The 23,785-nt window shown below is 69.7% G+C and carries 22 protein-coding genes; 12 read left to right on the top strand and 10 right to left on the bottom strand.

What is annotated here, in order from left to right:
- Nucleotides 1-8: 8 nt before the first annotated feature.
- From bamA to lpxB, 7 genes are read left to right on the top strand one after another with little or no spacing between them, the layout of a single operon-like run.
- Complete coding sequence (gene bamA / locus ACSQ14_RS10010) at nt 9-2,489, top strand: outer membrane protein assembly factor BamA (protein WP_436012229.1); 2,481 nt, start codon at nt 9-11, stop codon at nt 2,487-2,489.
- A 5-nt stretch (nt 2,490-2,494) separates the two neighbouring features.
- On the top strand, nt 2,495-3,130 hold the full coding sequence (locus ACSQ14_RS10005) for an OmpH family outer membrane protein (RefSeq protein ID WP_436012227.1): 636 nt from the start codon (nt 2,495-2,497) through the stop codon (nt 3,128-3,130).
- Between the two features lie 30 nt (nt 3,131-3,160).
- The gene (gene lpxD, locus ACSQ14_RS10000; RefSeq protein ID WP_436012225.1) at nt 3,161-4,177 is read left to right on the top strand and encodes a UDP-3-O-(3-hydroxymyristoyl)glucosamine N-acyltransferase; all 1,017 of its coding nucleotides are present in this window, start codon (nt 3,161-3,163) and stop codon (nt 4,175-4,177) included.
- Complete coding sequence (gene fabZ / locus ACSQ14_RS09995; protein ID WP_436012223.1) at nt 4,174-4,644, top strand: 3-hydroxyacyl-ACP dehydratase FabZ; 471 nt, start codon at nt 4,174-4,176, stop codon at nt 4,642-4,644. The genes lpxD and fabZ overlap by 4 nt, the downstream gene beginning before the upstream one ends.
- A gap of 4 nt (nt 4,645-4,648) precedes the next feature.
- Nucleotides 4,649-5,446 (top strand): acyl-ACP--UDP-N-acetylglucosamine O-acyltransferase, encoded by a 798-nt coding sequence (gene lpxA, locus ACSQ14_RS09990; RefSeq protein WP_436012221.1) that lies wholly within the window; start codon nt 4,649-4,651, stop codon nt 5,444-5,446.
- Nucleotides 5,446-6,285 (top strand): UDP-2,3-diacylglucosamine diphosphatase, encoded by an 840-nt coding sequence (gene lpxI / locus ACSQ14_RS09985; RefSeq protein ID WP_436012219.1) that lies wholly within the window; start codon nt 5,446-5,448, stop codon nt 6,283-6,285. The genes lpxA and lpxI overlap by 1 nt, the downstream gene beginning before the upstream one ends.
- Nucleotides 6,282-7,451 (top strand): lipid-A-disaccharide synthase, encoded by a 1,170-nt coding sequence (gene lpxB / locus ACSQ14_RS09980; RefSeq protein WP_436012217.1) that lies wholly within the window; start codon nt 6,282-6,284, stop codon nt 7,449-7,451. The genes lpxI and lpxB overlap by 4 nt, the downstream gene beginning before the upstream one ends.
- A gap of 124 nt (nt 7,452-7,575) precedes the next feature.
- Here lpxB and gltA read toward each other — a convergent pair whose 3' ends face one another.
- Nucleotides 7,576-8,859, bottom strand: coding sequence for a citrate synthase (gltA, locus tag ACSQ14_RS09975; RefSeq protein WP_436012215.1), 1,284 nt, complete (start codon nt 8,857-8,859; stop codon nt 7,576-7,578).
- A gap of 56 nt (nt 8,860-8,915) precedes the next feature.
- Nucleotides 8,916-10,337, bottom strand: coding sequence for a glutamate--tRNA ligase (gene gltX / locus ACSQ14_RS09970; RefSeq protein ID WP_436012213.1), 1,422 nt, complete (start codon nt 10,335-10,337; stop codon nt 8,916-8,918).
- Nucleotides 10,338-10,491: 154 nt separating this feature from the next.
- Here gltX and ACSQ14_RS09965 point away from each other — a divergent pair, with 154 nt between their 5' ends.
- On the top strand, nt 10,492-12,531 hold the full coding sequence (locus ACSQ14_RS09965; RefSeq protein ID WP_436012211.1) for a ComEC/Rec2 family competence protein: 2,040 nt from the start codon (nt 10,492-10,494) through the stop codon (nt 12,529-12,531).
- Between the two features lie 4 nt (nt 12,532-12,535).
- Here ACSQ14_RS09965 and ACSQ14_RS09960 read toward each other — a convergent pair whose 3' ends face one another.
- A complete protein-coding gene (locus tag ACSQ14_RS09960; RefSeq protein WP_436012209.1) occupies nt 12,536-12,907 on the bottom strand; it encodes a hypothetical protein in 372 nt (123 codons plus the stop codon).
- Between the two features lie 76 nt (nt 12,908-12,983).
- Nucleotides 12,984-13,673: a transcriptional repressor LexA gene (gene lexA, locus ACSQ14_RS09955; RefSeq protein ID WP_436012207.1), complete on the bottom strand. Its 690-nt coding sequence runs from the start codon at nt 13,671-13,673 to the stop codon at nt 12,984-12,986.
- 228 nt (nt 13,674-13,901) lie between these two features.
- Between lexA and ACSQ14_RS09950 the strand changes: the two genes are divergently transcribed.
- Entirely contained in the window at nt 13,902-14,375 is a 474-nt protein-coding gene (locus ACSQ14_RS09950) for a VOC family protein (RefSeq protein WP_436012202.1), read from the top strand.
- Here the strand turns inward: ACSQ14_RS09950 and trpC are convergent.
- Genes trpC through ACSQ14_RS09935 form a run of 3 tightly spaced genes read right to left on the bottom strand, consistent with a single transcriptional unit; the run spans nt 14,372 to nt 16,804 of the window.
- Nucleotides 14,372-15,181: an indole-3-glycerol phosphate synthase TrpC gene (gene trpC, locus ACSQ14_RS09945; RefSeq protein WP_436012200.1), complete on the bottom strand. Its 810-nt coding sequence runs from the start codon at nt 15,179-15,181 to the stop codon at nt 14,372-14,374. The two genes, ACSQ14_RS09950 and trpC, sit on opposite strands and share 4 nt — an antisense overlap.
- A complete protein-coding gene (trpD, locus tag ACSQ14_RS09940) occupies nt 15,178-16,203 on the bottom strand; it encodes an anthranilate phosphoribosyltransferase (protein WP_436012198.1) in 1,026 nt (341 codons plus the stop codon). The genes trpC and trpD overlap by 4 nt, the downstream gene beginning before the upstream one ends.
- Nucleotides 16,204-16,213: 10 nt before the next feature.
- Nucleotides 16,214-16,804: an anthranilate synthase component II gene (locus ACSQ14_RS09935; protein ID WP_436015397.1), complete on the bottom strand. Its 591-nt coding sequence runs from the start codon at nt 16,802-16,804 to the stop codon at nt 16,214-16,216.
- A gap of 78 nt (nt 16,805-16,882) precedes the next feature.
- On the opposite strand from ACSQ14_RS09935, the gene ACSQ14_RS09930 reads away from it, so the two are divergent.
- Nucleotides 16,883-17,083, top strand: coding sequence for a hypothetical protein (locus ACSQ14_RS09930; RefSeq protein WP_436012196.1), 201 nt, complete (start codon nt 16,883-16,885; stop codon nt 17,081-17,083).
- Nucleotides 17,084-17,228: 145 nt separating this feature from the next.
- Here ACSQ14_RS09930 and trpE read toward each other — a convergent pair whose 3' ends face one another.
- Nucleotides 17,229-18,764 (bottom strand): anthranilate synthase component I, encoded by a 1,536-nt coding sequence (gene trpE / locus ACSQ14_RS09925; RefSeq protein WP_436012194.1) that lies wholly within the window; start codon nt 18,762-18,764, stop codon nt 17,229-17,231.
- Nucleotides 18,761-20,677 carry a SurA N-terminal domain-containing protein gene (locus ACSQ14_RS09920; protein ID WP_436012192.1) on the bottom strand — a complete coding sequence of 639 codons (1,917 nt, stop codon included), beginning with the start codon at nt 20,675-20,677 and terminating at the stop codon, nt 18,761-18,763. The genes trpE and ACSQ14_RS09920 overlap by 4 nt, the downstream gene beginning before the upstream one ends.
- Before the next feature lie 122 nt (nt 20,678-20,799).
- Here ACSQ14_RS09920 and tpiA point away from each other — a divergent pair, with 122 nt between their 5' ends.
- Nucleotides 20,800-21,543 (top strand): triose-phosphate isomerase, encoded by a 744-nt coding sequence (gene tpiA / locus ACSQ14_RS09915; RefSeq protein WP_436012190.1) that lies wholly within the window; start codon nt 20,800-20,802, stop codon nt 21,541-21,543.
- Nucleotides 21,544-21,628: 85 nt separating this feature from the next.
- Here the strand turns inward: tpiA and ACSQ14_RS09910 are convergent, their stop codons facing one another.
- Complete coding sequence (locus ACSQ14_RS09910; protein WP_436012188.1) at nt 21,629-22,192, bottom strand: TetR/AcrR family transcriptional regulator; 564 nt, start codon at nt 22,190-22,192, stop codon at nt 21,629-21,631.
- A gap of 159 nt (nt 22,193-22,351) precedes the next feature.
- Here ACSQ14_RS09910 and ACSQ14_RS09905 point away from each other — a divergent pair, with 159 nt between their 5' ends.
- Complete coding sequence (locus tag ACSQ14_RS09905) at nt 22,352-23,761, top strand: efflux transporter outer membrane subunit (RefSeq protein ID WP_436012186.1); 1,410 nt, start codon at nt 22,352-22,354, stop codon at nt 23,759-23,761.
- The last annotated feature ends 24 nt before the right edge of the window (nt 23,762-23,785 follow it).

Raw genomic sequence — 23,785 nt, 5'->3', positions numbered from 1 at the left:
CTGATTCGATGCTCAGACACCGCGCCCACAGCGCTGCGCTCTCCTCCGGTCTTGCCCTTCTTCTGGGGACGACCGCCCTGACCGCGCCGCTCTCTGCGCTGGCCCAGGAGGCGGAAGCTCCGCCGACGGCGGCGGCTCCCGCGACCGAAGCGCCCGCCCAGGCGCAGGCGCCGATCGCGGCGCCAGCCCGCGAGGGCGTGGTGCGGCGTATCGACGTCCGCGGGAACGAGCGGATCGAGCCGGCGACGGTGGTCTCCTACCTGCCGATCCAGGTGGGCGAGACGATCGACCCGGCGCGGATCGACCTGGCGCTGAAGACGCTGTTCCGCACCGACCTGTTCGCCGACGTGAAGATCGACCTGCAGGCCGACGGCACGCTGGTCATCACCGTCGAGGAGAACCCGATCATCAATCGGGTGCTCTTCGAGGGCAATAAGAGCATGAAGGAAGACAAGCTGCGCGACGAGGTGAGTGTTCGCCCGCGCGGCATCTTCACTAAATCGAAGGTGCAGACCGACGTCGCCCGCATCGTCGAGCTCTATCGCCGGTCGGGCCGGATCTCGGCCAACGTCACGCCGCAGATCGTCCAGCTGCCGCAGAAGCGCGTCGACCTGATCTTCAAGATCGACGAAGGCCCGAAGAGCGGCATCCTTCGCGTCAACTTCCTGGGCAACAAGGCCTACTCGGACAACGATCTGCGTGACGTCGTCGTCACCGAGCAGTCGCGCTGGTACAAGTTCTTCTCCAGCAACGCCAACTACGATCCGGATCGGCTGGAGTACGACCGCGAGCAGCTGCGCAAGTTCTATCGCAACCGCGGCTATTACGACTTCCGCGTCTCCTCGGCGGTCGCCGAATTTGCGCCGGACAAGAACGGCTTCGCCGTCACCTACACCCTCGACGAGGGCCGCGAATTCAAGTTCGGCAAGGTGACCATCGACACCGAGCTGAAGAAGCTGGATCCGAACGTCCTGAAGGCGCTGATCCCGTTCCACACGGGGCAGGTCTACGAGGACCAGAAGATCGAGCAGGCGACCGACGCCCTGACCTTCGCCGCCGGCGCGGCCGGGTTCGCCTTCGTCGACGTGCGTCCGCGCTACACGCCGAACCGCGAGGCCGGCACGATCGACGTCACCTTCGAGGTGAAGGAAGGTCCGCGCGTCTACGTCGACCGCATCGACGTCGTCGGTAACAGCCAGACGCTGGACTACGTCATCCGGCGCGAGATGAACCTGGTCGAAGGCGACCCCTACAACCGCGCGCTCGTCGACCGGTCGAAGAACCAGATCCGCGCGCTCGGCTACTTCAAGGACGTCGAGATCACCGAGACGCCCGGGTCGGCGCCGGACCGCACCAATCTGCAGGTGAAGGTCACCGAGCAGCCGACCGGCGAGTTCTCGTTCAGCGCCGGCTATTCGTCGGTCGACCAACTGGTCATCGACCTCGGCGTCACCCAGCGGAACTTCCGTGGCCGTGGCCAGGACGTGCGGGCGCGGCTGTCGCTGGGTTCGGTCCGCCAACAGGTCGACCTCGGCTTCACCGAGCCGCGGTTCCTCGGCCGCGACCTCGCCGCCGGCGTGGACGCCTACTACTACAAGTACGACCTCACCGAGTTCTCGGCGCCGTACAAGACCGAGACCATCGGGACCAACTTCCGGCTGAACTTCCCGCTCAGCCTCGATTCCCGTGGGTCGCTGATCTACACGCTGCGCAACGACGATGTGACGCTCGGAACCGAGTACTGCGATCCGTCGGTCTATATCTCGTCGATCTGCACCCAGCGCGGCAGCTTCCTGACCTCCCTGGTCGGCTACGGCTATCGGCTGGATCGCCGGAACGACCCGATCAACCCGACGCGCGGCTTCTACCTGCAGTTCAACCAGGACTTCGCCGGTCTCGGCGGGGACGTGCAGTACATCCGCACCGAGGCGGAGACCGGCTGGTACCGGGGCTTCAGCAAGAGCTTCATCCTCAGCGCGATCGGCTCGGCCGGCTACGTCGAAGGCTGGGGCGGGGACAGCGTCCGGATCAACGATCTCTTCTTCAAGGGCGGCAACAGCTTCCGCGGCTTCGAGACCGCCGGCATCGGTCCGCGCGACGTCACCATCCGGGGCACCACCAGCGGCAGCTTCCAGCAGGACGAGGCGCTGGGCGGCAAGGCTTACGCCATCGGCTCGATCGAGCTGACGGTGCCGACCTTCCTGCCGGAGCAGTACGGGATCAAGGCGGCGCTGTTCTCGGACTTTGGTACGCTCGGCGGACTGGACTCCGACGTGACGGGCAAGAACGGCGAACTGATCGATCCAACCAATCCAGACAGCGGCCGGTACGATATCCGCGACAACTATGCACTTCGCGCGTCGGCCGGTCTTAGCGTCTTCTGGCGTTCGCCGATGGGGCCGATTCGTTTCGACTTCAGTCACGTCTTGGCCAAAGAGGACTACGACAAGACGGAACTTTTCCGTTTCTCAACAGGGACCAGGTTCTAAACCCCATGACCACCAAGCAACTGGCGCTCGCCGCCTGCGCCGCCGTCGCGGTGCTCGCTTCCGGCTCCGCCGCCCTGGCCCAGACCGCCGAGCCCGCCATCACCTATGGGGCGCCTGTCGCCGGGGTTTGCGCGCTGTCGATCGACGGCGTGCTGGCGGGGTCGACCGTCGGCAAGTACGTCGAGAGCCGCCTGCAGCAGATCGGCCAGCAGATTCAAGGCGAACTGACCGCCGAGAAGACCGGCATCGAGAACGAGGCGAAGACCCTGCAGGGCCAGCGCGCGACGCTCGACCAGAACGCTTTCGAACAGCGCGTCAACGCGCTGCAGGGCCGGCAGACGGCGCTCGAGCGCAAGGCGGCGCTGCGCGACCGCGAGATGCAGGCCACGCAGCAACAGGCTGTCGGCCGGGTCATCAACGAGATGCGGCCGCTGATCGCCAACGCCGCCCAGGCGCAGAAGTGCGCGATCGTGATCGATCGCAGCGCCGTGGTGATGGTCAATCCGCAGATGGACCTGACGACCAGCGTGACGACCGCGTTGAATGGCAAGCTGACCCAGTTCACCTTCGACCGTACGCGCCTGGATCAACCGCAAGCGGGCGCGCCGCCGGTCACCCAGACCCCGGCCGGCCGCAAGTAAGCCCAGCGGATCGGCGTAGCGAGCCACACCATGCCCGATCCGCGATTCTTTGAAGACCTGGGACCGGTTCCGCTCCGGGAGCTCGCCGAGCTCACCGGGGCGGCGCTGAGCGACCCGAACGCGGCCGAGCGGACGATCCGCTCGGTGGCGATCCTCAGCCGGGCCGGCCCCGACAGCGTCAGCTTCCTGATCGACCGGCGGCGCGCCGAAGGCCTGGCTGACAGCAAGGCGGCGGCCTGCTTCGTCACCGCGAAGGAAGCCGCCGCGTTGCCGGCCGGGTGCGTCGCCCTGGTGACCCCGACGCCGCAGGGCGCCTACGCCCTGGCGGCGCTTCGGCTGCACCGCGCGCGCTGGTTCGGCGACAAGGCGATCGCGCCCGACGTCAGGCTGGAGCCGGGCGTGCGCCTGGGTCCCGGCGTGGCGCTGGGCCCCGGCGTGCAGATCGGCGCCGGCACCGAGATCGGCGCCAACACGGTGATCGGGCCGGGAGTGGCGATCGGCCGCAACTGCCAGATTTCGGCCAACGTCACCATCGGCTTCGCGCTGCTGGGCGACCGGGTGAAGATCCTGGCCGGCGCCGTGATCGGCGAGGCGGGCTTCGGCGCCGCCGCCGGACCTAGCGGGCTGACCGACATCCCGCAGCTCGGCCGGGTGATCATTCAGGACGCGGTGACGGTCGGCGCGAACAGCTGCGTCGACCGCGGGGCCTACGACGACACGGTGATCGGCGAAAACACCAAGATCGACAACATGGTGCAGATCGCCCACAACGTCCGACTCGGACGGAACTGCGTGATGGCGGCGCAGAGCGGCATCGCTGGAAGCGTGACGGTCGGCGACGGCGTCCAGTTCGGCGGCGGCGTGGGCATCGCCGACCATGTGACCATTGGCGCGGGCGCGCGGATCGCCGCCGCCGCCGGGTTGATGCATAACGTGCCGGCCGGCGAGACCTGGGGCGGTCTCCCGGCCCGGCCGATCAGACAGTGGATGCGGGAGACGGCGTGGCTGATGAAGCACGCCGCCCGCCGCGAAGGGGGAAGTGAATGAACTCGAAGTCGCCGGCAGGCGAGGGGGCCGCCGAGATCGACATCATCGAGATCCTGGCGCGAATTCCGCACCGTTATCCGTTCTTGCTGGTGGATCGCGCCGAGGAGTACCGCCCGCACCAGTCGATCGTGGGCGTCAAATGCGTGACCGCCAACGAGCCGTTCTTCCAGGGCCATTTCCCGGGGTATCCGGTGATGCCCGGGGTGCTGATCGTCGAGGCCATGGCCCAGACCGGCGCGGTGCTGATGTCCAAGTCGCTGGAAGTCGACACCCGCGGCAAGACTATCTTCTTCATGAGCGTCGACAACTGCCGCTTCCGCAGTCCGGTGCGGCCGGGCGACGTCATTCGCATGCCGGTCGAGGTGCTGCGCGCCCGCGGCGACGTGTTCAAGTTCCGCGGCCGGGCCCTGGTCGGCGACAAGGTCGCCGCCGAGGCGGACTTCGCGGCGATGGTGGTGGAGACCTGATCCGGTGAGCACTGAGGTCCATCCGTCGGCGATCGTCGCCAAGGGCGCGGAGCTGGCGGACGGGGTCAGCGTCGGTCCGTTCTGCGTGATCGGCGAACATGCCCGGCTCGGAGCCGGCACCAAGCTCACCTCGCACGTGGTGATCGAGGGCCGCACCCGGCTCGGCGCCGGCAACACGGTGCACGCATTCGCCGTGCTCGGCGGCCCGCCGCAGCACACCGCCTACGCCGGCGAAGACACCGAGCTGGTGATTGGCGACAACAACGTCATCCGCGAACACGTGACGATGAACATCGGCACGAAGCGCGGCGGCGGCGTGACCCGTGTCGGCTCGAACGGCTTCTACATGATCGAGAGCCACGTCGGGCACGACTGCGACGTCGGCGACCATGTGATCCTGACCAAGCAGGCGACGCTCGGCGGCCACTGCCTGATCGGCGACTATGTGATCGTCGGCGGCCTGGCGGCCGTTCACCAGTTCACCCGGGTCGGCCGTCACGCGATGATCGGCGGATTGGCGGCCGTGGTGAAGGACGTCATCCCCTACGGCTCGGTGTGGGGCAACCACGCCCACCTCGAGGGCCTGAACCTGGTCGGCCTGAAGCGTCGCGGCTTCAGCCGCGAGAGCATCAACACCCTGCGCGCCGCCTACCGGCTGCTGTTCGCCGACGAGGGCACCTTCCAGGAGCGTCTCGCCGACACGATCGAGACCTACGCCTCGTCGCCGGAGGTGATGGAGATCATCGACTTCATCCGCGCCGACGCCAACCGGCCGCTCTGCCTGCCCGAACGCGAGATCTGATGAACAAGCTCGGTCTGATCGCCGGGGGCGGCAGTCTGCCCCTCGAGATCGCGGAGCATTGCCGGCGCGTCGGGCGGCCGCTGTTCATCGTCCGGCTCAAGGGCTTTGCTGGACCGAGCCTCTCCGAATTCGACGGGGCCGACATCGGCATCGCCGAGCTCGGCAAGTGCATCAAGGCGATGAAGCGCGCCGGCTGCCAGGCCGTGTGTCTCGCCGGCATTGTCACGCGTCCGGATTTCTCTCAGCTGGTCCCTGACCTCCGCGGGATCGCCGCGCTGCCCGGGGTGATCGCCGCAGCGCGCAGGGGCGACGACGCGCTGCTGCGGTTCCTGGTCGGCGAGTTCGAGAAGGATGGCTTCGCCGTGGAAGGCGCCGACGGGGTGATGCGCGAGCTCAGCCTGCCGGCCGGCCCGCTCGGCCGCCACGCGCCGACGCCGGACCAACTGGCCGACGCCGAGCACGCGCTGAACGTGGCGCGCGCCATCGGCCGGCTCGACATCGGTCAGGGCGCGGTCGTCTGCGACGGCCTGGTGCTGGCGGTGGAGGCCCAGGAGGGGACCGATGCCATGCTGGAGCGGGTGGCGACCCTGGCGGCGCCGCTGCGCGGCCACGCCAGCGACCGGCGCGGGGTGCTCGCCAAGGCGCCGAAGCCGATCCAGGAGACCCGGGTCGACCTGCCGACCATCGGCGTCGCCACCGTGCGCGGCGCTGCGGCGGCCGGCCTTGCAGGCGTGGTCGGCGAGGCGGGCCGGCTGCTCGTGCTCGACCGGGACGAAGCGGTGGCGCTGGCCGACGAACTCGGCCTCTTCATCCTCGGCGTGGATCCGACCCGGCGATGAGTGGCCGTCCGCTCACCGTCATGCTGGTCGCCGCCGAAGCCTCGGGCGACGAGCGCGGCGCGGGCCTGGCCCGGGCGCTGAAGCGCCGGCTGGGGGAGGGCGTCCGCTTCGTCGGCGTCGGCGGAGCCCAAATGGCGGCGGAAGGCGTCGAAAGCCCGTTCGACATTGCGGAACTGTCCGTGCTCGGGCTGCTGGAAGGCCTGATGGCCTATCCGAAGGTCGTCCGGCGGGTGAAACAGACCGTCGCGCTGGCCGCCCGCGAGAAGCCGGACGTCGCCGTGCTGATCGATTCCTGGGGCTTCACCCTGCGCGTCGCGCAGCAGCTACGGCGGCTCGATCCGGCGCTGCCGCTGATCAAGTATGTTGGGCCGCAGGTCTGGGCGACCCGGCCGGGACGGGCGAAAACTCTGGCGCAGAGCGTCGACCACCTGCTGTCGATCCACGCTTTCGACGCTCCCTATTTCGAGGCCGAAGGGCTGCCGGTGACCTTCGTCGGCAACTCCGCCCTATCGCTCGACTTCTCCGACGCCCGGCCTGAGCGGCTGCGGGCCGAGATCGGCGCTGCGCCCGACGAACCGATCCTGCTGGTGCTGCCCGGCAGCCGGCCGGCGGAGATCAAGCTGGTGCTGCCGGTGTTCGCGGACGCCGTCGCGCGCCTGAAGGCCGAGCGTCCCGGCCTGCATGTGGTCATCCCGGCCGCGCCGACCGTCGCCGACATGGTCAAGGCCCAGGTCGCCGGCTGGAGCCTGCGGGCCCATGTGGTCGAGGGCGAAGCCGCCAAGCTGGACGCGATGAAGGCGGCGACCGTCGCGCTCGCCTGCTCGGGCACGGTCACCACCCAGTTGGCGATCGCCGGGGTGCCGATGGTGGTGGCCTACCGCATCGGCCCGGTGACCTACGCCCTGCTGAAGCATCTGGTCCGCACGCGCTTCGTCACCCTGTTCAACATCGCCGCCGACGCCGCCGTGGCCCCCGAGCTGATCCAGGATGACTGCAACGGGCCGGACCTGGCCGCCGAGCTCGCCCGGCGGCTGGACGACGACACCCTGCGCCGCGCTCAGGTGCGGGCGCAGTACGCGGCCCTCGACAAGATGGGCCGCGGCGGGGCCGACCCGGACGAGGCCGCCGCTGAAGCGGTGCTGCAGGTGCTGGCCGGGCGCTGCTAGAGCGACGTGTCGGCGAGCGCGCCGCTCACGTCATCACCAAGCCTGCCGGTCGCTTCCGAAGCGCTGCGCCAACGAAAAAGGCCCGCGGATCACCGCGGGCCTTCGTCGTGTCTGGCGACCTGGATCAGGCGCGCTTGTCGAGCGCCACGTAATCGCGGGTCGGGGCGCCGGTGTAGAGCTGGCGCGGACGGCCGATCTTCTGCGACGGATCCTCGATCATTTCCTTCCACTGGGCGACCCAGCCGACGGTGCGGGCCAGGGCGAACAGCACGGTGAACATCTCCGGCGGGAAGCCGAGGGCGCGCAGCGTGATGCCCGAGTAGAAGTCGACGTTCGGATAGAGCTTGCGCTCGACGAAGTACGGGTCGTTGAGCGCGATCTTCTCGAGCTCCATGGCGACCTTCAGCAGCGGGTCGTCGGAGTGACCGACTTCCGCCAGAACTTCGTGGCAGGTCTTCTGCATGACCTTGGCGCGCGGGTCATAGTTCTTATAGACCCGGTGACCGAAGCCCATCAGGCGGTACTTCCGGTCCTTCACGCCCTGGATGTACTCAGGGATGCGATCGACGGTGCCGATCTCCTTGAGCATGTTCAGCGCTTCTTCGTTCGCGCCGCCGTGGCTCGGGCCCCACAGGCAGGCGATGCCGGCCGCGATGCAGGCGAACGGATTGGCGCCCGACGAACCGGCGAGACGAACGGTCGAGGTCGACGCGTTCTGCTCGTGGTCGGCGTGCAGGATGAAGATCTTGTCCATCGCCCGGGTCAGCACCGGGTTCGGCTTCCAGTCCTCGGCCGGGACCGAGAAGCACATGCGCAGGAAGTTCTCCGAGTAGGAGAGCTCGTTGCGCGGATGGATGAAGGGCTGGCCGCGGAAATACTTGAACGCGCGGGCGGCGATCGTCGGCATCTTGGCGATTAGCCGGTGCGACGAGATCATCCGTTGTTCGGGATCATCGATGTTGGTGCTGTCGTGGTAGAAGGCCGACAGGGCGCCGACCGCGCCGACCATGATCGCCATCGGGTGGGCGTCGCGCCGGAACCCGCTGAAGAACTTGTCGAACTGGTCGTGCAACATCGTGTGGTAGGTGATGTTGTGTTCGAACTCGGCGAACTGCGGCGCGTTCGGCAGTTCGCCGTGCAGCAGCAGGTAGCAGACTTCGAGGAAGCTCGAGTGCTCGGCCAGCTGGTCGATCGGGTAGCCGCGGTGCAGCAGGACGCCCTTGTCACCGTCGATGAAGGTGATCTTGCTTTCGCAGCTCGCCGTCGAGGTGAAGCCCGGGTCGTAGGTGAAGACGTCGGTCTCGCCGTAGAGCTTGCGGATGTCGACCACTTCCGGGCCGATCGTGCCCTTCAGGATCGGAAGCTCGACCGCCTTGGCGCCGATGTTGATCTTCGCCGTGTCGCCCATGCCATCCCCTTTCAGTTCAAAATCGTAACGCTCGTTTGAGCGCGCCTTTAGCCGGTTTACGGGGCCGGCGAAAGCACATCGTCGAGCCGCGCGAGGCTTTCGTGTTTCCCGAGTGAAACCAGGGCCCCTGCGAGGTCCGGCGCCGGCGAACCACCGGACAGCACGGCGCGCAGCGCCGGGCCGAACTTGCCGATCCCGACGCCTTCCGACTCTGCAAAGGCGCGGATCTCTGCCTCCAGGCCGGGGACCTCCCAAGCCTCATTCGCTGCAATGCGGTCTCGCAGGCGCGAAAGGCGGCCGCGTGTCTCTTCGGTGAGCATCGCCTGCGCTTTTTCGGGCAGCTCCAGCGGCCGCGCCTTCAGCACGAAGACCGTGGAATCGGCCAGTTCGAGCAGGGTCTTGGCGCCGTCGCGCACCAGCGGAATGGTCCGCTCGAGCAGCGGCAGGTCGCCGTCGCGCAGCTTCCAGTCGCGGCTCTTGTGGATACCCGCGACAAGTTGCGTCAGCCGCGGGGCGTCCGTCTGGCGGATGTAGTGGTTGTTGAGGTGATTCAGCTTGGCCCAGTCGAGGCGGGCCGGCGCGCCGACCACGTCCTTGATGTCGAACCAGCTGATCGCCTGCTCGTCGGAGAAGATCTCGTCGTCGCCATGGCCCCAGCCGAGCTTGGCCAGGTAGTTGCGCATGGCTTCGGGCAGGTAGCCCATGTCGGCGAACTCGCCGACCGCCTGGGCGCCGTGACGCTTGGAGAGCTTGGCGCCGTCCGGACCGTGGATCAGCGGCAGGTGCGCCCACACCGGCGTCGCCCAGTCCATCGCCTGGTAGATCAGCGTCTGACGCGCGGCGTTGTTGAGGTGATCGTCGCCGCGAATGACGTGGGTCACGCCCATGTCGTAGTCGTCGACCACGACGGCGAGGTTGTAGGTCGGGTTGCCGTCGGAGCGCAGCAGGATCAGGTCGTCGAGCTGGCTGTTCTGGAAGCGCACCTCGCCCTTCACCTGGTCGGCGATCAGCGTTTCGCCGGACAGCGGGCTCTTCAGGCGCACGGCGAAGGGCCGGTCCGGCGCATCAGCGGCCGCCGCGTCCCGCCAGGGCGAGCGCACGACCCGGCCCTCGGCGCGGGCGCGCTCGCGCTCGGCCTCCAGCTCCTCGCTGGTCATGTAGTCGCGATAGGCCTCGCCGCGCGCCAGCAGGGCCTCGACCACCTCGCGGTGGCGATCGGCGCGCGCGAACTGGAAGACCGCGGGCTCGTCGGCCTCAAGGCCGAGCCACTTCAGGCCCTCGAAAATCACCTGGACGGCGCCCTCGGTCGAGCGCTCGCGATCGGTGTCTTCGATCCGCAACAGGAACTTGCCGCCGGTGTGGCGGGCGTAAAGCCAGTTGAAAAGCGCCGTGCGGGCCGTGCCAATGTGCATCGAGCCGGTGGGCGAGGGGGCAATCCGGGTGACGACGGGACGGCCAGAAGTCGTGGGGACGGACATCGAGGCTGATTTGAATGAGGTTGCGCCCGCCGGCGGCGGCCGGGCGGCGCCTCTTAGCACGTGGATTCGGCCACCTTCCACCCTTGGCGCGCCCCTGAAGTGGATATCGGGCCAGTTCGCCGCCCAGGGCGCGCGCTGGAAGCTCTGGACGCCGGTGGCGTTCGGCGTCGGCGCGGCGGTCTATTTCGCCCTGCCGCGGGAGCCGCAGGCGTGGCTGGCCTGGGCTCTGCTGGGCCTTGGCCTCTCCTTGCTCGTCGCCGCGCGGCGGCTCGGTCCGCCGCTGGCGACCGCGGCGGCGGTGCTGGCGGCCTGCGGCCTTGCGGGTTTCGCCGTCGCCAAATTGCGGATCGAACAGGTCAAGGCGCCAATCGCCGTGGAGGCCGCCGGCCCGCAGCGCCTGGAGGGCTGGGTGCTCGACGTGGCCTCGCCCGGCCAGGGCGGCCAGCGGCTGCTGATCGCCCCCTATCGCATCGAAGTGCTTGCGCCCGAAGCCACGCCGATCCGGGTGCGCATCACGCTGCGCGAGGGCGCGCGCATTCCGGCGCCGGGCGAAGCCGTCCGGCTGCTGGCGATGATCAACGCCCCACCGCCGCCGGCCAGCCCGGGGGCCTATGACTTCGCCCGCGACGCCTTCCTGGACAGCGTCGGCGGTGTGGGCTTCGCGCTCGGCCCGCCGCAGGCCTGGGTCGCCGAGGCCAAGCCGCCGTGGCGCTTGCGGCTGGCGATGCAGGTCAATCGGCTGCGCTGGGAGATGACCGAGCGGATCGTCAGGGTCCTCGGGCCGGAGACCGGCGGGCTCGTCGCGGCCATGACGACCGGGCAGGCCGCGTTTGTGCCGCCGGAGCAGGTGGAGAATCTGCGGGCCTCTGGGCTGGCTCACATCATCTCGATCTCCGGCGTGCACATGGCGATCGTCGGCGGCTTCACCTTCGCCGCCCTGCGCCTGCTGATCGCCGCCTGGCCGTGGTTGGCGTTGCGGATCAACGGCAAGAAGGCCGCGGCCTGCGTCGGGCTCGCCGCGGTGCTGACCTATCTGGTCCTGTCCGGCGCGCCGCCGCCGGCGGTGCGCGCGGCGATCACCGCCAGCATCGCCTTCGCGGCCATCCTGGCGGATCGCCAGGCGATCAGCCTGCACGCCCTGGCGGTCGCCGCTTTCGTCGTCCTGCTGCTGCAGCCGGAGGCGGTGACCCAGCCGGGCTTCCAGATGTCGTTCGCCGCCACCGCGGCGCTGGTCGCCATGGCCGGCGTCTGGCCGCAACCGGTCAAGGAGATCAACACGCCCTGGCCGATCCGGCTGGTGCAGGGCGCCGCCAGCTGGATCGTCGCCGGCGCGGCGATCAGCTTCGTGGCCGGGCTGGCGACCGGGCCGTTCGCCATGCAGCACTTCAACCGGATCTCGACCTGGGGGCTGGTCTCCAACCTGCTGGTCCAGCCGATCTCGTCGCTGTTGATGATGCCGGGACTGGCGCTCGGCGCGGTGCTGATGCCGTTCGGGCTGGAGGCCTGGCCTTTGCGGCTGGCCGGCTACGCGATCGACCTGACCAACCGGATCGCCGCCGCCGCCGCCGCCGCGCCCCATGCCCAGGTGGTGATCGCAAGCGGGCCGGCCTGGACCTTGCCGGTCACCTTCCTCGGCCTCTTGTGGATCTGCCTGTGGCGCGGGCCGCTTCGTTGGCTCGGCGCGCCGCTGGCGCTGGCCGTGGCGCTGACCCCGAAGCCGCCGACGCCCGACGCCTGGATCAGCGCCGACGGCGCCGCCGTGGCGGTGCGCAGCGGCCGCCAGGCGATCCTGCTGCGCCCGGACGTGAAGCTGTTCGGCGCCGAGCTATGGTCGCGCCGGCGCGGGCTGGAACCGCTGGTGAGCGAGGCGGCGCGCGACGCGGCCTTCGCCTGCGACCGCCAGAGCTGCGCGCCCGGCGCGAGCGCGCCGGCCCCGATCGCCGCCGCCTGGAACCTGAAACGCCCGCTGCCGCCGGGGCGGCTGGAGGCCCTGTGCACCAGCGCCGAGGTCGTGGTGCTGCGCAACGATTTCCGGCCCGAAAGCTGCGCCGCGCAGCTGGTGCTCACCGGCGCGGACTTCCGGCGTGGCGGCGCAGCCGAACTGCACCGCCAGCCGGACGGCGGCTGGCGGGTGATCTGGGCGCAGGAGGGGCGCGGGCGAAGACCCTGGACCTGGGGCCTGGACCTTCGCTGAGGCCCTAGCGCTGGGCGTCCTTGGCCGCGTCGCCGGCGTCCTTCGCGGCCTCGCCGGCTTTCTTGGCGGCGTCGGCCGAGTCCTTGGCCGCTTCCTTGGCCGCGCCACTGGCGTCCTTGGCGGCGTCGGCCGCGGCGGATCCGGCGTCCTTGGCCGCATCGCCGGCCTGTTCGGCGTGCTGGGTGGCGTCCATCGCGCTGGAATTGGCGGCGCCAGGGATCGACGTGACCTGGCTGGCGTCGGCGGCGGCCTGGGCGGCGGCGGCCTCCTGGCCAGCGGTGCTCGCGCTCTCTTCGGCCTTCTGGGCGGCCGGCTTGCCGCAGGCGGTGACGGCGAGCGCTAAGGCGGCGACCGTCGCGGCGGTGATAATGCGCATCCGAGGGCTCCTCTGAAGCCGGACGTGCGGTCCGGATTCGCCCTAAAGCCCTGGGACGCGCAAAAGTTCTCGCGAATTAGTGATAGCGGCGGATCAGGCCGACCAGCTTGCCTTGCACGGCCACCTGGTCCGGACCGAAGATGCGGGTCTCGTAGGCCGGATTGGCGGCCTCCAGGGCGATCGAGGCGCCCTTGCGACGGAGCCGCTTCAGCGTTGCTTCCTCGCCCATCACCAGGGCAACGACGATGTCGCCGGAATTGGCCGCGTCGGTGCGCCGGATCACCACGTAGTCGCCGTCGAGGATGCCGGCGTTGATCATCGAATCGCCCTGCACCTCGAGCACGAAGTGTTCGCCCGCGCCGAGCATGGTCTCCGGCACCGGCAGGCGGTCGCGTTCCTGCTGGATTGCCTCGATCGGCGTGCCGGCGGCGATGCGGCCAAGCACCGGCAGCTCGCGGCTGTCGTTGGCGGCGGCGGGAGCGGCGTGACTGGGCTCGACCAACTGCGGCTTGAAGGGAGCGCGGCCCTTGGGGGGAGCGGCGGTCGTCGCCTGCTGCGGCAGCTTCACCACCTCCAGCGCCCGGGCCCGGTGCGGCAGCCGCCGCAGGAAGCCCCGCTCTTCCAGCGCCGTGATCAGCCGATGGATGCCGGACTTGGAGGCCAAATCCAGCGCCTCCTTCATCTCGTCGAAGGACGGCGAGACGCCGGTCTCCTTGATGCGCTCATGAATGAACATGAGCAATTCGTGCTGCTTGCGGGTGAGCATGACGACGACACCTTACGACCTGTGCGCTTCGAGAACAAAGCGCAAACGCTTCAAATGTTCTCTAAGCGTTCTCTATTAATGTCAAGTTACTGGCCGACGGGCTGAATTCTCGTGGGTTTTCCGGCGTTTTGCTCGCCGAGCGAGGCGCCGTGCGTCCCCGGAGAGTCGGAATCGGCGCCGCCCCGACGTCTGGGGGGAGGCCGACCGCGAGAGGAGAAGGAGAAGCCCATGATGACCGTCACCCAACACCTGTGGTTCGAGAAGGACATGGAAGCGGCTCTGCGGTTCTACACCGAGCTGATTCCCGGATCGGCGATCACCTGGCTCGCGCCGATGCTGGCCGACACGCCGAGCGGTCCGGCCGGCAGCGTGACGGTGGCGGCTTTCCAACTCGGCGATCAGCGGTACGAGGCGATCGAGGCGGGCCCGCTAGACCCGTTCAACCACAGCTTCTCGATCGTCGTGGAATGCGACGATCAGGCCGAGATCGACCGGCTGTGGGACGCCCTGAAGGAAGGGGGTTCGGTCGAGCAGTGCGGCTGGCTGCGGGACCGCTGGGGCCTGTCGTGGCAGATCACGCCGCGGCGGCTCGGCGAGTTGATGCGCGATCCCGACCAGGCCAAGGCCAAGCGGGTGACCGAGGCGATGCTGAAGATGGTGAAGCTCGACGTCGCCGCACTGGAAGCGGCGGCGCGCGGCTAGCCCGCTGGCGCTTCGGCCTTGCTCAGCAGCGCCCGGGTCGCGGCGGTGACGTCGGTCTGGCGCATCAGGCTTTCGCCGACCAGCATCGCCTTGGCGCCGGACCGCTCGAGCCGCGCGGCGTCCTCGGCGCTGAACAGGCCGCTCTCGGTGACCAGCAGGGCGTCCTTCGGCGTCTGGCCGGCGAGCCGCTCGGTGACCGCCAGATCGGTGACGAAGCTGCGCAGGTCGCGGTTGTTGACGCCCACCAGGTCGGCGCCCAGCGCGCCGGCGCGGGCCATCTCCGCCTCGTCGTGCACCTCGACCAGGGCGTCCATGCCGAACCGCTGGGCCTCGGCCATCAATGCCGCGGCGGTCGCATCGTCGATCATCGCCAGGATCACCAGGATCGCGTCGGCGCCGAGCGCGCGGGATTCGGCGACCTGCCAGGGATCGACCAGAAAGTCCTTGCGGATGCAGGGCAGGGCGACGGCGTCGCGGGCGGCGACCAGATAGTCGTCGGCCCCCTGGAAGCTCGGCGCGTCGGTGAGCACCGACAGGCAGGCTGCGCCGCCGGCCGCATAGGCGCGGGCGAGTTCCGGCGGATCGAAGTCGGCGCGGATCAGCCCCTTGGAGGGCGAGGCCTTCTTGATCTCGGCGATCAGGGCCAGCCGGCCCGGGCCGTGGGCGCGCTCCAGCGCGGCGCGGAAGCCGCGAGGCGTCGACGCTGCGCGGGCGGCGGCCTCGACCTCGGCGACCGTGCGCGCGGCCTTCCGTTCGGCCACCTCGTCGCGCTTGTAGGCGGCGATCTTGGCGAGGATGTCGCTCATGCGGGCTCCGGGGCCGAAGTGACGGCGATGAGGCGTTCTAGCGCCTGGGCGGCGCGCCCGTCGTCGAGGACCGCGGCGGCCAGCTCGACGCCTTCGCGCAGGGTCTCGACCTTGTCGGCCACCAGGAAGGCGGCGGCGGCGTTGATCAGCACGATGTCGCGGTAGGGCCCTTTGGCGCCGCCAAGCAGCGCCTTCAGCGCCTCGGCGTTCTGCGCCGGTGAGCCGCCGGTCAGGTCGGCCAGCGCCGCGCGCGGCAGGCCGACCGCCTCCGGGGTGAGTCGGAACAGCCGCACCTGACCGTCGCGCCATTCGGCGATCTGGGTCTCGCCGGTGATGGTGATCTCGTCCATGCCCTGGCCGTGCACCGTCCAGGCCTTCTCGGCCCCCAGCGCGCCGAGCACCCGGGCCAACGGCTCGACCCAGCGGCTGTCGTAGACCCCGAGCAGCTGACGCCGCGCGCCGGCCGGATTGGTCAGCGGCCCCAGCAGGTTGAAGATGGTGCGGAAGCCGAGCTCGGCGCGGATCGGCGTCACGTGGCGCATGGCCCCGTGATGCGCCGGGGCGAACATGAAGCAGATCCCGGCCGTCTCCAGCGCCTTCAGCTGCTGGGCCGGGGTGGCGGCGATGTTGACTCCCAGCGCGCTCAGCACGTCGGCCGCGCCGGATTTGGACGACAGCGCCCGGTTGCCGTGCTTGGCGACCTTCAGCCCGCCGCCGGCGGCGACGAAGGCCACGGCGGTGGAGACGTTCAGAGTGTGCAGGCCGTCGCCGCCGGTGCCGCAGACGTCGACCGTCTCGAACGGATGGTCGAGCATGACCGCGGCGCGGCGCATGGCCCGGGCGCAGGCGGTGATCTCGCCCACGGTCTCGCCGCGCATGCGCATGGCGGTGACCGCCGCGGCGACCTGGGCCGGGGTGGGCTCGCCGCGCAGGCAGGCGGCGAAGAACTCGCCGGCGTCCTCTTCGGAGAGGGTCGCGCCGTCGGCAAGACGGCTGAGCAGCGGCTTGAAAGCGTCGGACATGGCGGGCGGCTCAGACCTGCGCCAGGCGCCTCACGCCGGCGATGTCGAGGAAGTTGTCAAGCAGCTCGTGGCCGCATTCGGTGGCGATCGATTCCGGATGGAACTGCACGCCGTGGATCGGCCGGGTCTTGTGCTGGACCCCCATGATCTCGCCGTCGTCGGTCCAGGCGGTCACTTCGAGCACCTCGGGCGCGGTTTCACGCTCGATGCACAGGCTGTGGTAGCGGGTGGCGGTGAAGGGGTTCTTCAGTCCCTTGAACACGCCCTTGCCGGTGTGATGGATCGGGCTGGTCTTGCCGTGCATCAGCTCGCGGGCGCGGATCACCTTGCCGCCGAAGGCCTGGCCCATGGCCTGGTGGCCGAGGCAGACGCCGAAGATCGGCAGTTCCTGCGGCGCGGCGGCCAGCAGGTCGAGACAGATCCCGGCCTCGTTCGGCGTGCACGGGCCTGGGGACAGCAGGATGCCCTGTGGCTTGAGCCCCAGCGCCTGCTCGACGCTCAAGGCGTCGTTGCGGTGGACGAGCGTCTCCGCCCCCAACTCGTTCAGATAGTGGACGAGGTTGTAGGTGAAGCTGTCGTAGTTATCGATCACCAGGATCATGGGCACTCTGTAGGCTCTGAGAACGGCTGCGCCAAGGGCGCCATGGCGCGCCTGGGCCGATGGCGCGATCCTCGACATATGGCGATGAACGATTCGGCGTTGAACCCGGAAGAGACCGCGCGGATCCGCGCGCTGCTGACGGCCAAGCCGAAGACGGAGCGGATGTGGCCGGTGCTGGCCGCCGCCTTCTTCGCCGCCTTCTGCGCATTGGCCTTCGCCACCGCCATGATCCTCGCCCCGCCGGTCGTCACCACCCACGTGGTGCGCAGCGCGAAATAGGCGCCACCTCTCTCCCGCTCGTCCCCGCGAAAGCGGGGATCCAGGCGTTTTGCGTCCAGCGGCGGGTCGAACAAAAACGCCTGGCCCCCCGCTTTCGCGGGGGTGACCGGTGTAGGGGCAAGCCGTGTGGGCTCCCCCGCCGGGCCTACTCGAACCGCCAGCTCTCCTCGGCCGCACGGCGCAGGGCGCGGGACTTGTGCAGGGTCTCGTCGTACTCAGCGTCGGGATCGGAATCGGCGACCACGCCGCCGCCGGCCTGGACGTACATGGTCCCGTCCTTCACCAGCGCGGTGCGCAGCACGATGCAGGTGTCGACCGAGCCGTCGGCGCCGAAATAGCCGACGCCGCCGGCGTAGCCGATGCCGCGCTTCTCGATCTCCAGCTCGTCGATGATCTCCATCGCCCGCACCTTCGGCGCGCCCGACAGGGTGCCGGCGGGCAGGGCGGCCATCACCACGTCGACCGGATCCAGGCCGTCCGGGGCGTCGCCCTCGACGTTGGAGACCAGGTGCATGACGTGGCTGTAGCGCTCGATGAAGAAGCTGTCGGTCACTCGCACCCGGGGTGCCCGCACGGCGGCCGCCGGCGCATTGGTCACGTTGTCCTTCAGCATGGCGACCCGGCCGACGTCGTTGCGGCCGAGGTCCAGCAGCATCAGGTGCTCGGCCCGTTCCTTGGGATCGGCCATCAGCTCCTGTTCGAGCGCCAGGTCTTCCTCCGGCGTGGCGCCGCGCGGCCGGGTCCCGGCGATCGGGCGGATGGTGATCTTGCCGTCGCGCAGCCGCACCAGGATCTCCGGCGAGGAGCCGACCAGCTGGAAGTCGCCGAAGTTCAGGAAGAACAGGAACGGCGAGGGGTTCATGCGCCGCAGCGACCGGTAGAGCGCGAACGGGTCGCGTTCGAACGGCGTGCGGAACCGGTGGCTGGGCACCACCTGGAAGATGTCGCCCGCGCGGATGTACTCCTTCGCCCGCTCGACGACCGCCTTGTAGTCGTCGCGCGAAACCGGAGTGGTGAAGCCGTCGGGCGCCGGCGCGCCCTGGCCGGACAGCCGCGGCGCCGGCCGGCCGAGGTCGGCGAGGACGTTTTCGATCCGCTCGCGGGCCGCGTCGTAGGCCGCCTTCGCCGATCCGCCGTTCGGGCGCACCGGCGTCACCAGGACGATTTCCTGGGCGATGGCGTCGAAGATCGCGACGATCGACGGGCGGGTCATCACGCCGTCGGGCAGGCCGAGGGCGTCCGGGTTGATGTTCGGCAGGCGCTCGACCAACCGGATCATGTCGTAGCCGATCGCGCCGAACACCCCGGCCGACGGCGGCGGCAGGCCGGCGGGCAGCTCGATCCGCGAGGCCGCCACCAGGTCCTTCAGCGACTCCAGCGCGCCGCCCGGCTGCGGCGTGAAGCGGCCGGCGGCGATCGCCTCGGCGCCCTCGGCGATCTCGGCCTGGTCGCCACGGCAGCGCCAGACGAGGTCGGGGCTGAGCGTGATGATCGAGTAGCGCCCGCGCCAGGAGCCGCCCTCGACGGATTCGAAGAGGAAGGCGTAGGGGCGGCCGTGGCCGATCTTCAGATAGGCGGAGACCGGGGTCTCCAGGTCGTCGATCAGCCGCGTCCAGACCAGCTGGGGCGCGCCGGCGTCATAGGTCGACTGAAAGGCCTCGAACTCAGGCTCAAGCTTCACTTCGCCGGCTCCGGCTGACCCTTGGCGTTCAGCGGGGGAAGGCCGATCGCCGTGCGGGCGCGGTTGTAGTCCACCTTGACCTTCATCTCCTCGCGAGCCGCCGTCTGGGCGCTTTGACCGATCTCGCGGAAGACCGTAGCGGTCATCTGCTGGCGGGTCTGCTCGGTCAGGGCGGCCAGCTGGGCGGGATCGCCGACGTGGGTGGCCTCGACCTTGCCGACCGTCATCGCGAAGTTGCGGGCGCGGGCGACGAAGACCTCGCCGGACTTGCCGCCGAACACATGGCCGAGCATCTCCGGCGACACCAGCGGGTTCTGCGGGCCGGTGCGGCGGTCGACCGCCGGGACGCGGGTCACCCGGGCGCCGGCGCTGGCGGCGACGGCCTCCAGGCTTTCGCCCTTGCGGACGCGGGCGGCCAGCGCATCGGCCTTGGCCTGCATCGCCTTGCCGACTTCGCGCATCATCCAGGCCTGGCTCAGTTGCGGCTTGATCTCGGCCAGCGGCGGCATCGCCGGCGGCACGATCTTTTCGACGCGCACGGCGAAGTACTCGCCTTCGCCCGCATCGACGACCTCGCTCTCGCCGCCGGCGGGCAGGTTGAAGGCGGTGTCCATCAGCTTCTGGTTCAGGCCGCCGACCGGCTGGCCCTGCTGGTCGCGGCCGTCCTTGGCGACCGGACCGAGGGTGGTCGACGCGACGCCAGCCTTCTCCGCCGCTTCGGTCAGGTTCGCGCCCTTCTGGTGCGCCTCGTCATAGGCCTGGGTGAGCGCATAGACCTTCTCGGCGGCGGCGTCCTTGCGCAGCTCGGCTTCGAGCGCCGGGCGGGCCTGCTCGAAGGAGACGGTCGAACCAGGGGCGACCGCCAGGACCTTGACCACCGCCGTGCCCAGGTCACCCTGGACCGTGCTGACCTGGCCGGGCTGCAGTTGGAAGGCGGCGGCGGCCAGCTTGCGGTCAGCGATCGCGGTTTGCGGGCGGTTGTCGTAGCTGATCGCGTCGACGCCCAGCGCCTTGGCGATGGCGGCCGGGGCCTCGCCGGCCTGCAGGCGGGCGGTGATGGCCTTGGCGGCGGCGGCGTCCTTGGCCGGGATCTGCACCAGGCTGCGGGTCTCCGGCGTCGACAGCGTGTCCTTGCGGAACTCGTAGCGCTTCTTCAGCTCGGCCTCGTCGACGGCCAGGTTGGCGCCGACCAGCTGCGGGCTGAACCGCACGACCGTCAGCACGCGGAACTCCGGCAAGGTGAGCTGCGCGGCGTTTTCCTTCATGAAGGCGGTCAGCTGAGTGTCGGTCGGGGCGGCCGGCTGCGGCACGCTGGTCGGATCGACGGTCAGATAGGCCACGTCGCGGCTTTCGAGCGCATAGATCGCCGCCAGCGCCGAATAGGCGCGGGGAACCTCGAGCGCCTGGGTGAGCGCGCTCACCAGGTGCTGCTGCGCCATCTCGTCGCGCAGCATGGCTTCGAACTGCTCGGGCCGCATTTCGTTCTGCGCCAGGCGCTGCTGATAGAGCGCCTTGTCGAACTTGCCGGACACCGGATTGAAGAAGGCCGGGATCTTGGCGATCTGCGCGACCACCTCCTTGTCGGACGGGCGGATGCCCATCCGGTGCAGGAGCTCGGCGAAGGCTTCGCGGGTGGCGAGGCCCTGCAGCACCTGGCGATCCAGGCCGTTGGCGGCGGCGACCTCGGCGGTGACGGGCTGGCCCATCTCCTGCTCGGCGCGCTTGCGCACGGACTCGAATTCGCGGCGGAACTCGGCGGGCGAGACCTTCCGCGAGCCGGCGACGATGACGGAATCGCCCAGCTTGTTGCCGAAGACGTCCTGAAGGCCAAACACGGCGAAGGCGACGATCAAAAGCCCGATCAGCACAGCGGCGACCCAGGACTTCGCGAAAACGCGGAAGGCGGCGAGCATCAAATCCCTTTCCCGGGCGTAAGAGCGTCTCGGTATAGTGGAGGCCGCTTGCGCGCCGCAAGCGCGTGACAGACGCGCCGGCTTGGCTTAACCGCCCTGCGGTTTGCAAGAAAGAGAGGCCCATGAAGTCGCCGACGCCGCTGATCGCCGGAAACTGGAAGATGAACGGGCTGGCCAACTCGCTGGCCGAAGCCAAGGCCGTGGCCCAAGGCGTGGGCGCGACGCAGGTGCGCGTGGCGATCTGCCCGCCGTCGATTCTGATCGCGCAGATGAGCGAGGCGCTGGCGGGCTCCAAGGTGCTGGTCGGCGGGCAGGACGCCCACGCCGACGACACCGGCGCCTTCACGGGGGACATTTCGGCCGAGATGCTCGCCGACGCCGGGGCCAAGCTGGTGATCCTCGGCCACTCGGAGCGTCGCGACGCCTACCGCGAAAGCGACGCACTGGTGGCCAAGAAGGTGCTGGCCGCCCTGCGCCATGGCCTGGAGCCGATCATCTGCGTCGGCGAGACCCTGGAGCAGCGCAACGCCGGCAAGGCGCTCGAGGTCGTCACCGGGCAGGTGAGGGGCTCGCTGCCCGCCGAACTCAAAGGCAAGGCGTTCGCCGTGGCCTACGAGCCGGTCTGGGCGATCGGCACCGGCCTGACCCCGAACAATCCGCAGATCGAGGAGGTGCACGGCGCCATCCGCGAAACGCTGAAGGCGATGTTCGGCGAAGAAGCCGAGGTCGTTCCGATCCTCTACGGCGGCTCGGTGAAGCCGAGCAACGCCGCCGAGATCCTGCACGCGCGTGAAGTGGGCGGCGCGCTGGTCGGCGGCGCCTCGCTGAAGGCCGCCGACTTCCTGGCGATCATTCAGGCGGTCTGACACAAAACCAAACCCGTCATCCCGGACGGCCTGAAAAGGCCGATCCGGGACCCAGGGGCCGCAACGCCCCGCTCCTGGGTAGAGACTACGGCGCGTAGGCGCGCAGAAAGGTGTCGACCGCCGTTTCGGCGCGCGCGGCTCGCTCGGCGGGCGTGGGATCGGCGATGACGCCCCAGAGGCGCAGGTTGAACACTCCCGACAGCGCCAGGTCCTTGAACTGGTGGGCGGCGAGCACCGGGTCGTCGGAGCGCAGCACGCCTTCGTCCATCAGCGCCTTCAGCAGCGCAGCTGTCTTGGCGATGCCGGTGCGCGGACCAGCCTCGTAGAAAAGCCGCGCCAGTTCGGGGAATCGCTCGCCTTCGCCGACGACGACTCTGTAGATGGCGATCGCGTCCGGCGAGAGCAGGTGATCGAGGAAGTCCCGGGCGATCCGCACCAGCCGCTCGCGCGCATCGCCGTCGCCTGGCTGCGCCTCAAGCAGCCCCTGCAGGCGTGAGCACGACCGCCGGACGAAAGCGTCGAACAATTCTTCCTTGGATTTGAAGTAGTTGTAGAGGGTGCCTTTCGATCCGCCGAGGCGCGCGGCGATGGTCGACATCGAGGTCGAGCCATAGCCCTCGGCGACGAAACACTCGTGCGCGACGTCCAAGATGGCGTCCCGACGGTCCTCCCGCTTCAACTCCCGCGCTGCCGTGGCCATTCCGCTCCCACTGATTTTCGAACTTGACCGCGAGCTTGTAGCACGATTATTGGTGACCGTACAGTACGGTCATATATCGCCTCGGCCATGCTCCCCACCAGAGGCTCCATGAACAGGCTTATTCTCACTCTCCTCGCCGCGAGCGCGCTGAGCGCCTGCGCCGCGGTTCCGCGACTCGGTCCGGAGCCGCAGGCCAAGCCGGCCGCGGGCTACGCGACCACGCAAAGCTTCCAGGCCCCGCAGGCCGCCTGGCCGGAGGACGGCTGGTGGCGACGCTACGACGACCCGCAACTCGACGCCCTGATGGACGAAGCGCTCAAGGGGTCGCCAAGCCTGGTTCAGGCCGAGGCCCGGGTGCGCCGCGCCCGAGCGCTGGCTGAACAACAGCGCGCCGCCGGCCTGCCCAGCCTGAGCGCCAACGCCCGGGTCGCGGAGACTCGCCAGAGCTACAATCTCGGCATCCCGCCGGATTTCGTGCCGCAGGGCTACAACGACACCGGCCGCGGCACGCTCGACCTGGCCTGGGATCTCGACCTGTTCGGCCGCAACCGGGCGAGCCTCGCGGCGGCGACCTCCGAGGCCGAAGCCGCGCGCATGGACGCGGCCGAGGCGCGGTTGATGCTGACCACCAACATCGCCGCGGCCTACGCCGACCTCGCCCAGCTGTTCAGCGAGCGTGAAGCAGCCGACCAGGCCCTGGCGAACCGCAAGGCGACGGCGCAGCTGGTCAAGCAGCGTGTCCAGTCGGGCGCGTCCAACGAGGGCGAAGCGCGGCAGGCCGAGGCCAACGCCGCGGCCGCCGCCCAGGACCTCGCCGCGGCCGACGAACAGCTCGGCCTGGCGCGCAACCGCCTGGCGGCGCTGGCCGGGCAGGGACCCGACCGCGGGCTGCGCCTGCAGCGGCCCTCCGGGGCGATCGGGACGGATTTCGGCCTGCCGCAGAACCTCGCCGTCGACCTGGTCGGGCGACGGCCCGACGTGCAGGCCGCGCGACTGCGCGCCGAAGCGGCCAGCGGCCGCATCCGTGCGGCGCGGGCGGACTTCTATCCGAACGTCAATCTCGCCGCCTTCATCGGCCGCGAGGCCCTGGGCCTCGACCTGCTGCGCGACCCGGGCTCGCAGATCGGCCAGGCCGGACTGGCGCTGAGCCTGCCGATCTTCTCCGCCGGGCGATTGGAAGGCGCCTACCGCGGCGCGCGCGCCGACTACGACGCCGCCGTCGCCGCCTATGACGAGACCCTGGTGCAGGCGCTGCAACAGGTCGCCGACGCCGCCGTGAGCGCCCGGCAGCTGCAGACGCGGCTCACTGAGGCGCGACGGGCGGTGGCCGCAGCCGAGGACGCCTATCGGATCGCCAAGCTCCGCTACGAGGGCGGGCTTACCAACTATCTCGGGGTGCTGTCGGCGGAAGACACGCTGATCGCCCAGCGCCGCACCGCAGCGGCGCTGGAATCCCGCACGCTCGCCGTCGACGCCGCGCTCACCCGGGCGCTGGGCGGCGGCTTCTACAACAGCTGACGACCGCCTCGATCGAGGGACACC

Source organism: Phenylobacterium sp. LjRoot219 (assembly GCF_964252995.1).
Classification (GTDB): Bacteria; Pseudomonadota; Alphaproteobacteria; order Caulobacterales; family Caulobacteraceae; genus Phenylobacterium.
The sequence above is the reverse complement of the archived record's forward strand: the minus strand, read 5'-3'. Positions and strand labels throughout refer to the sequence as shown.

Bases quoted from the DNA above. Each gene is read 5' to 3' on its own strand.
- bamA (WP_436012229.1), top strand. From the start codon at position 9: ATGCTCAGACACCGCGCCCACAGCGCTGCGCTCTCCTCCGGTCTTGCC.
- ACSQ14_RS10005 (WP_436012227.1), top strand. From the start codon at position 2,495: ATGACCACCAAGCAACTGGCGCTCGCCGCCTGCGCCGCCGTCGCGGTG.
- lpxD (WP_436012225.1), top strand. From the start codon at position 3,161: ATGCCCGATCCGCGATTCTTTGAAGACCTGGGACCGGTTCCGCTCCGG.
- fabZ (WP_436012223.1), top strand. From the start codon at position 4,174: ATGAACTCGAAGTCGCCGGCAGGCGAGGGGGCCGCCGAGATCGACATC.
- lpxI (WP_436012219.1), top strand. From the start codon at position 5,446: ATGAACAAGCTCGGTCTGATCGCCGGGGGCGGCAGTCTGCCCCTCGAG.
- lpxB (WP_436012217.1), top strand. From the start codon at position 6,282: ATGAGTGGCCGTCCGCTCACCGTCATGCTGGTCGCCGCCGAAGCCTCG.
- gltA (WP_436012215.1), bottom strand. From the start codon at position 8,859: ATGGGCGACACGGCGAAGATCAACATCGGCGCCAAGGCGGTCGAGCTT.
- gltX (WP_436012213.1), bottom strand. From the start codon at position 10,337: ATGTCCGTCCCCACGACTTCTGGCCGTCCCGTCGTCACCCGGATTGCC.
- ACSQ14_RS09960 (WP_436012209.1), bottom strand. From the start codon at position 12,907: ATGCGCATTATCACCGCCGCGACGGTCGCCGCCTTAGCGCTCGCCGTC.
- lexA (WP_436012207.1), bottom strand. From the start codon at position 13,673: ATGCTCACCCGCAAGCAGCACGAATTGCTCATGTTCATTCATGAGCGC.
- ACSQ14_RS09950 (WP_436012202.1), top strand. From the start codon at position 13,902: ATGATGACCGTCACCCAACACCTGTGGTTCGAGAAGGACATGGAAGCG.
- trpC (WP_436012200.1), bottom strand. From the start codon at position 15,181: ATGAGCGACATCCTCGCCAAGATCGCCGCCTACAAGCGCGACGAGGTG.
- trpD (WP_436012198.1), bottom strand. From the start codon at position 16,203: ATGTCCGACGCTTTCAAGCCGCTGCTCAGCCGTCTTGCCGACGGCGCG.
- ACSQ14_RS09935 (WP_436015397.1), bottom strand. From the start codon at position 16,804: ATGATCCTGGTGATCGATAACTACGACAGCTTCACCTACAACCTCGTC.
- ACSQ14_RS09930 (WP_436012196.1), top strand. From the start codon at position 16,883: ATGGCGATGAACGATTCGGCGTTGAACCCGGAAGAGACCGCGCGGATC.
- ACSQ14_RS09920 (WP_436012192.1), bottom strand. From the start codon at position 20,677: ATGCTCGCCGCCTTCCGCGTTTTCGCGAAGTCCTGGGTCGCCGCTGTG.
- tpiA (WP_436012190.1), top strand. From the start codon at position 20,800: ATGAAGTCGCCGACGCCGCTGATCGCCGGAAACTGGAAGATGAACGGG.
- ACSQ14_RS09905 (WP_436012186.1), top strand. From the start codon at position 22,352: ATGAACAGGCTTATTCTCACTCTCCTCGCCGCGAGCGCGCTGAGCGCC.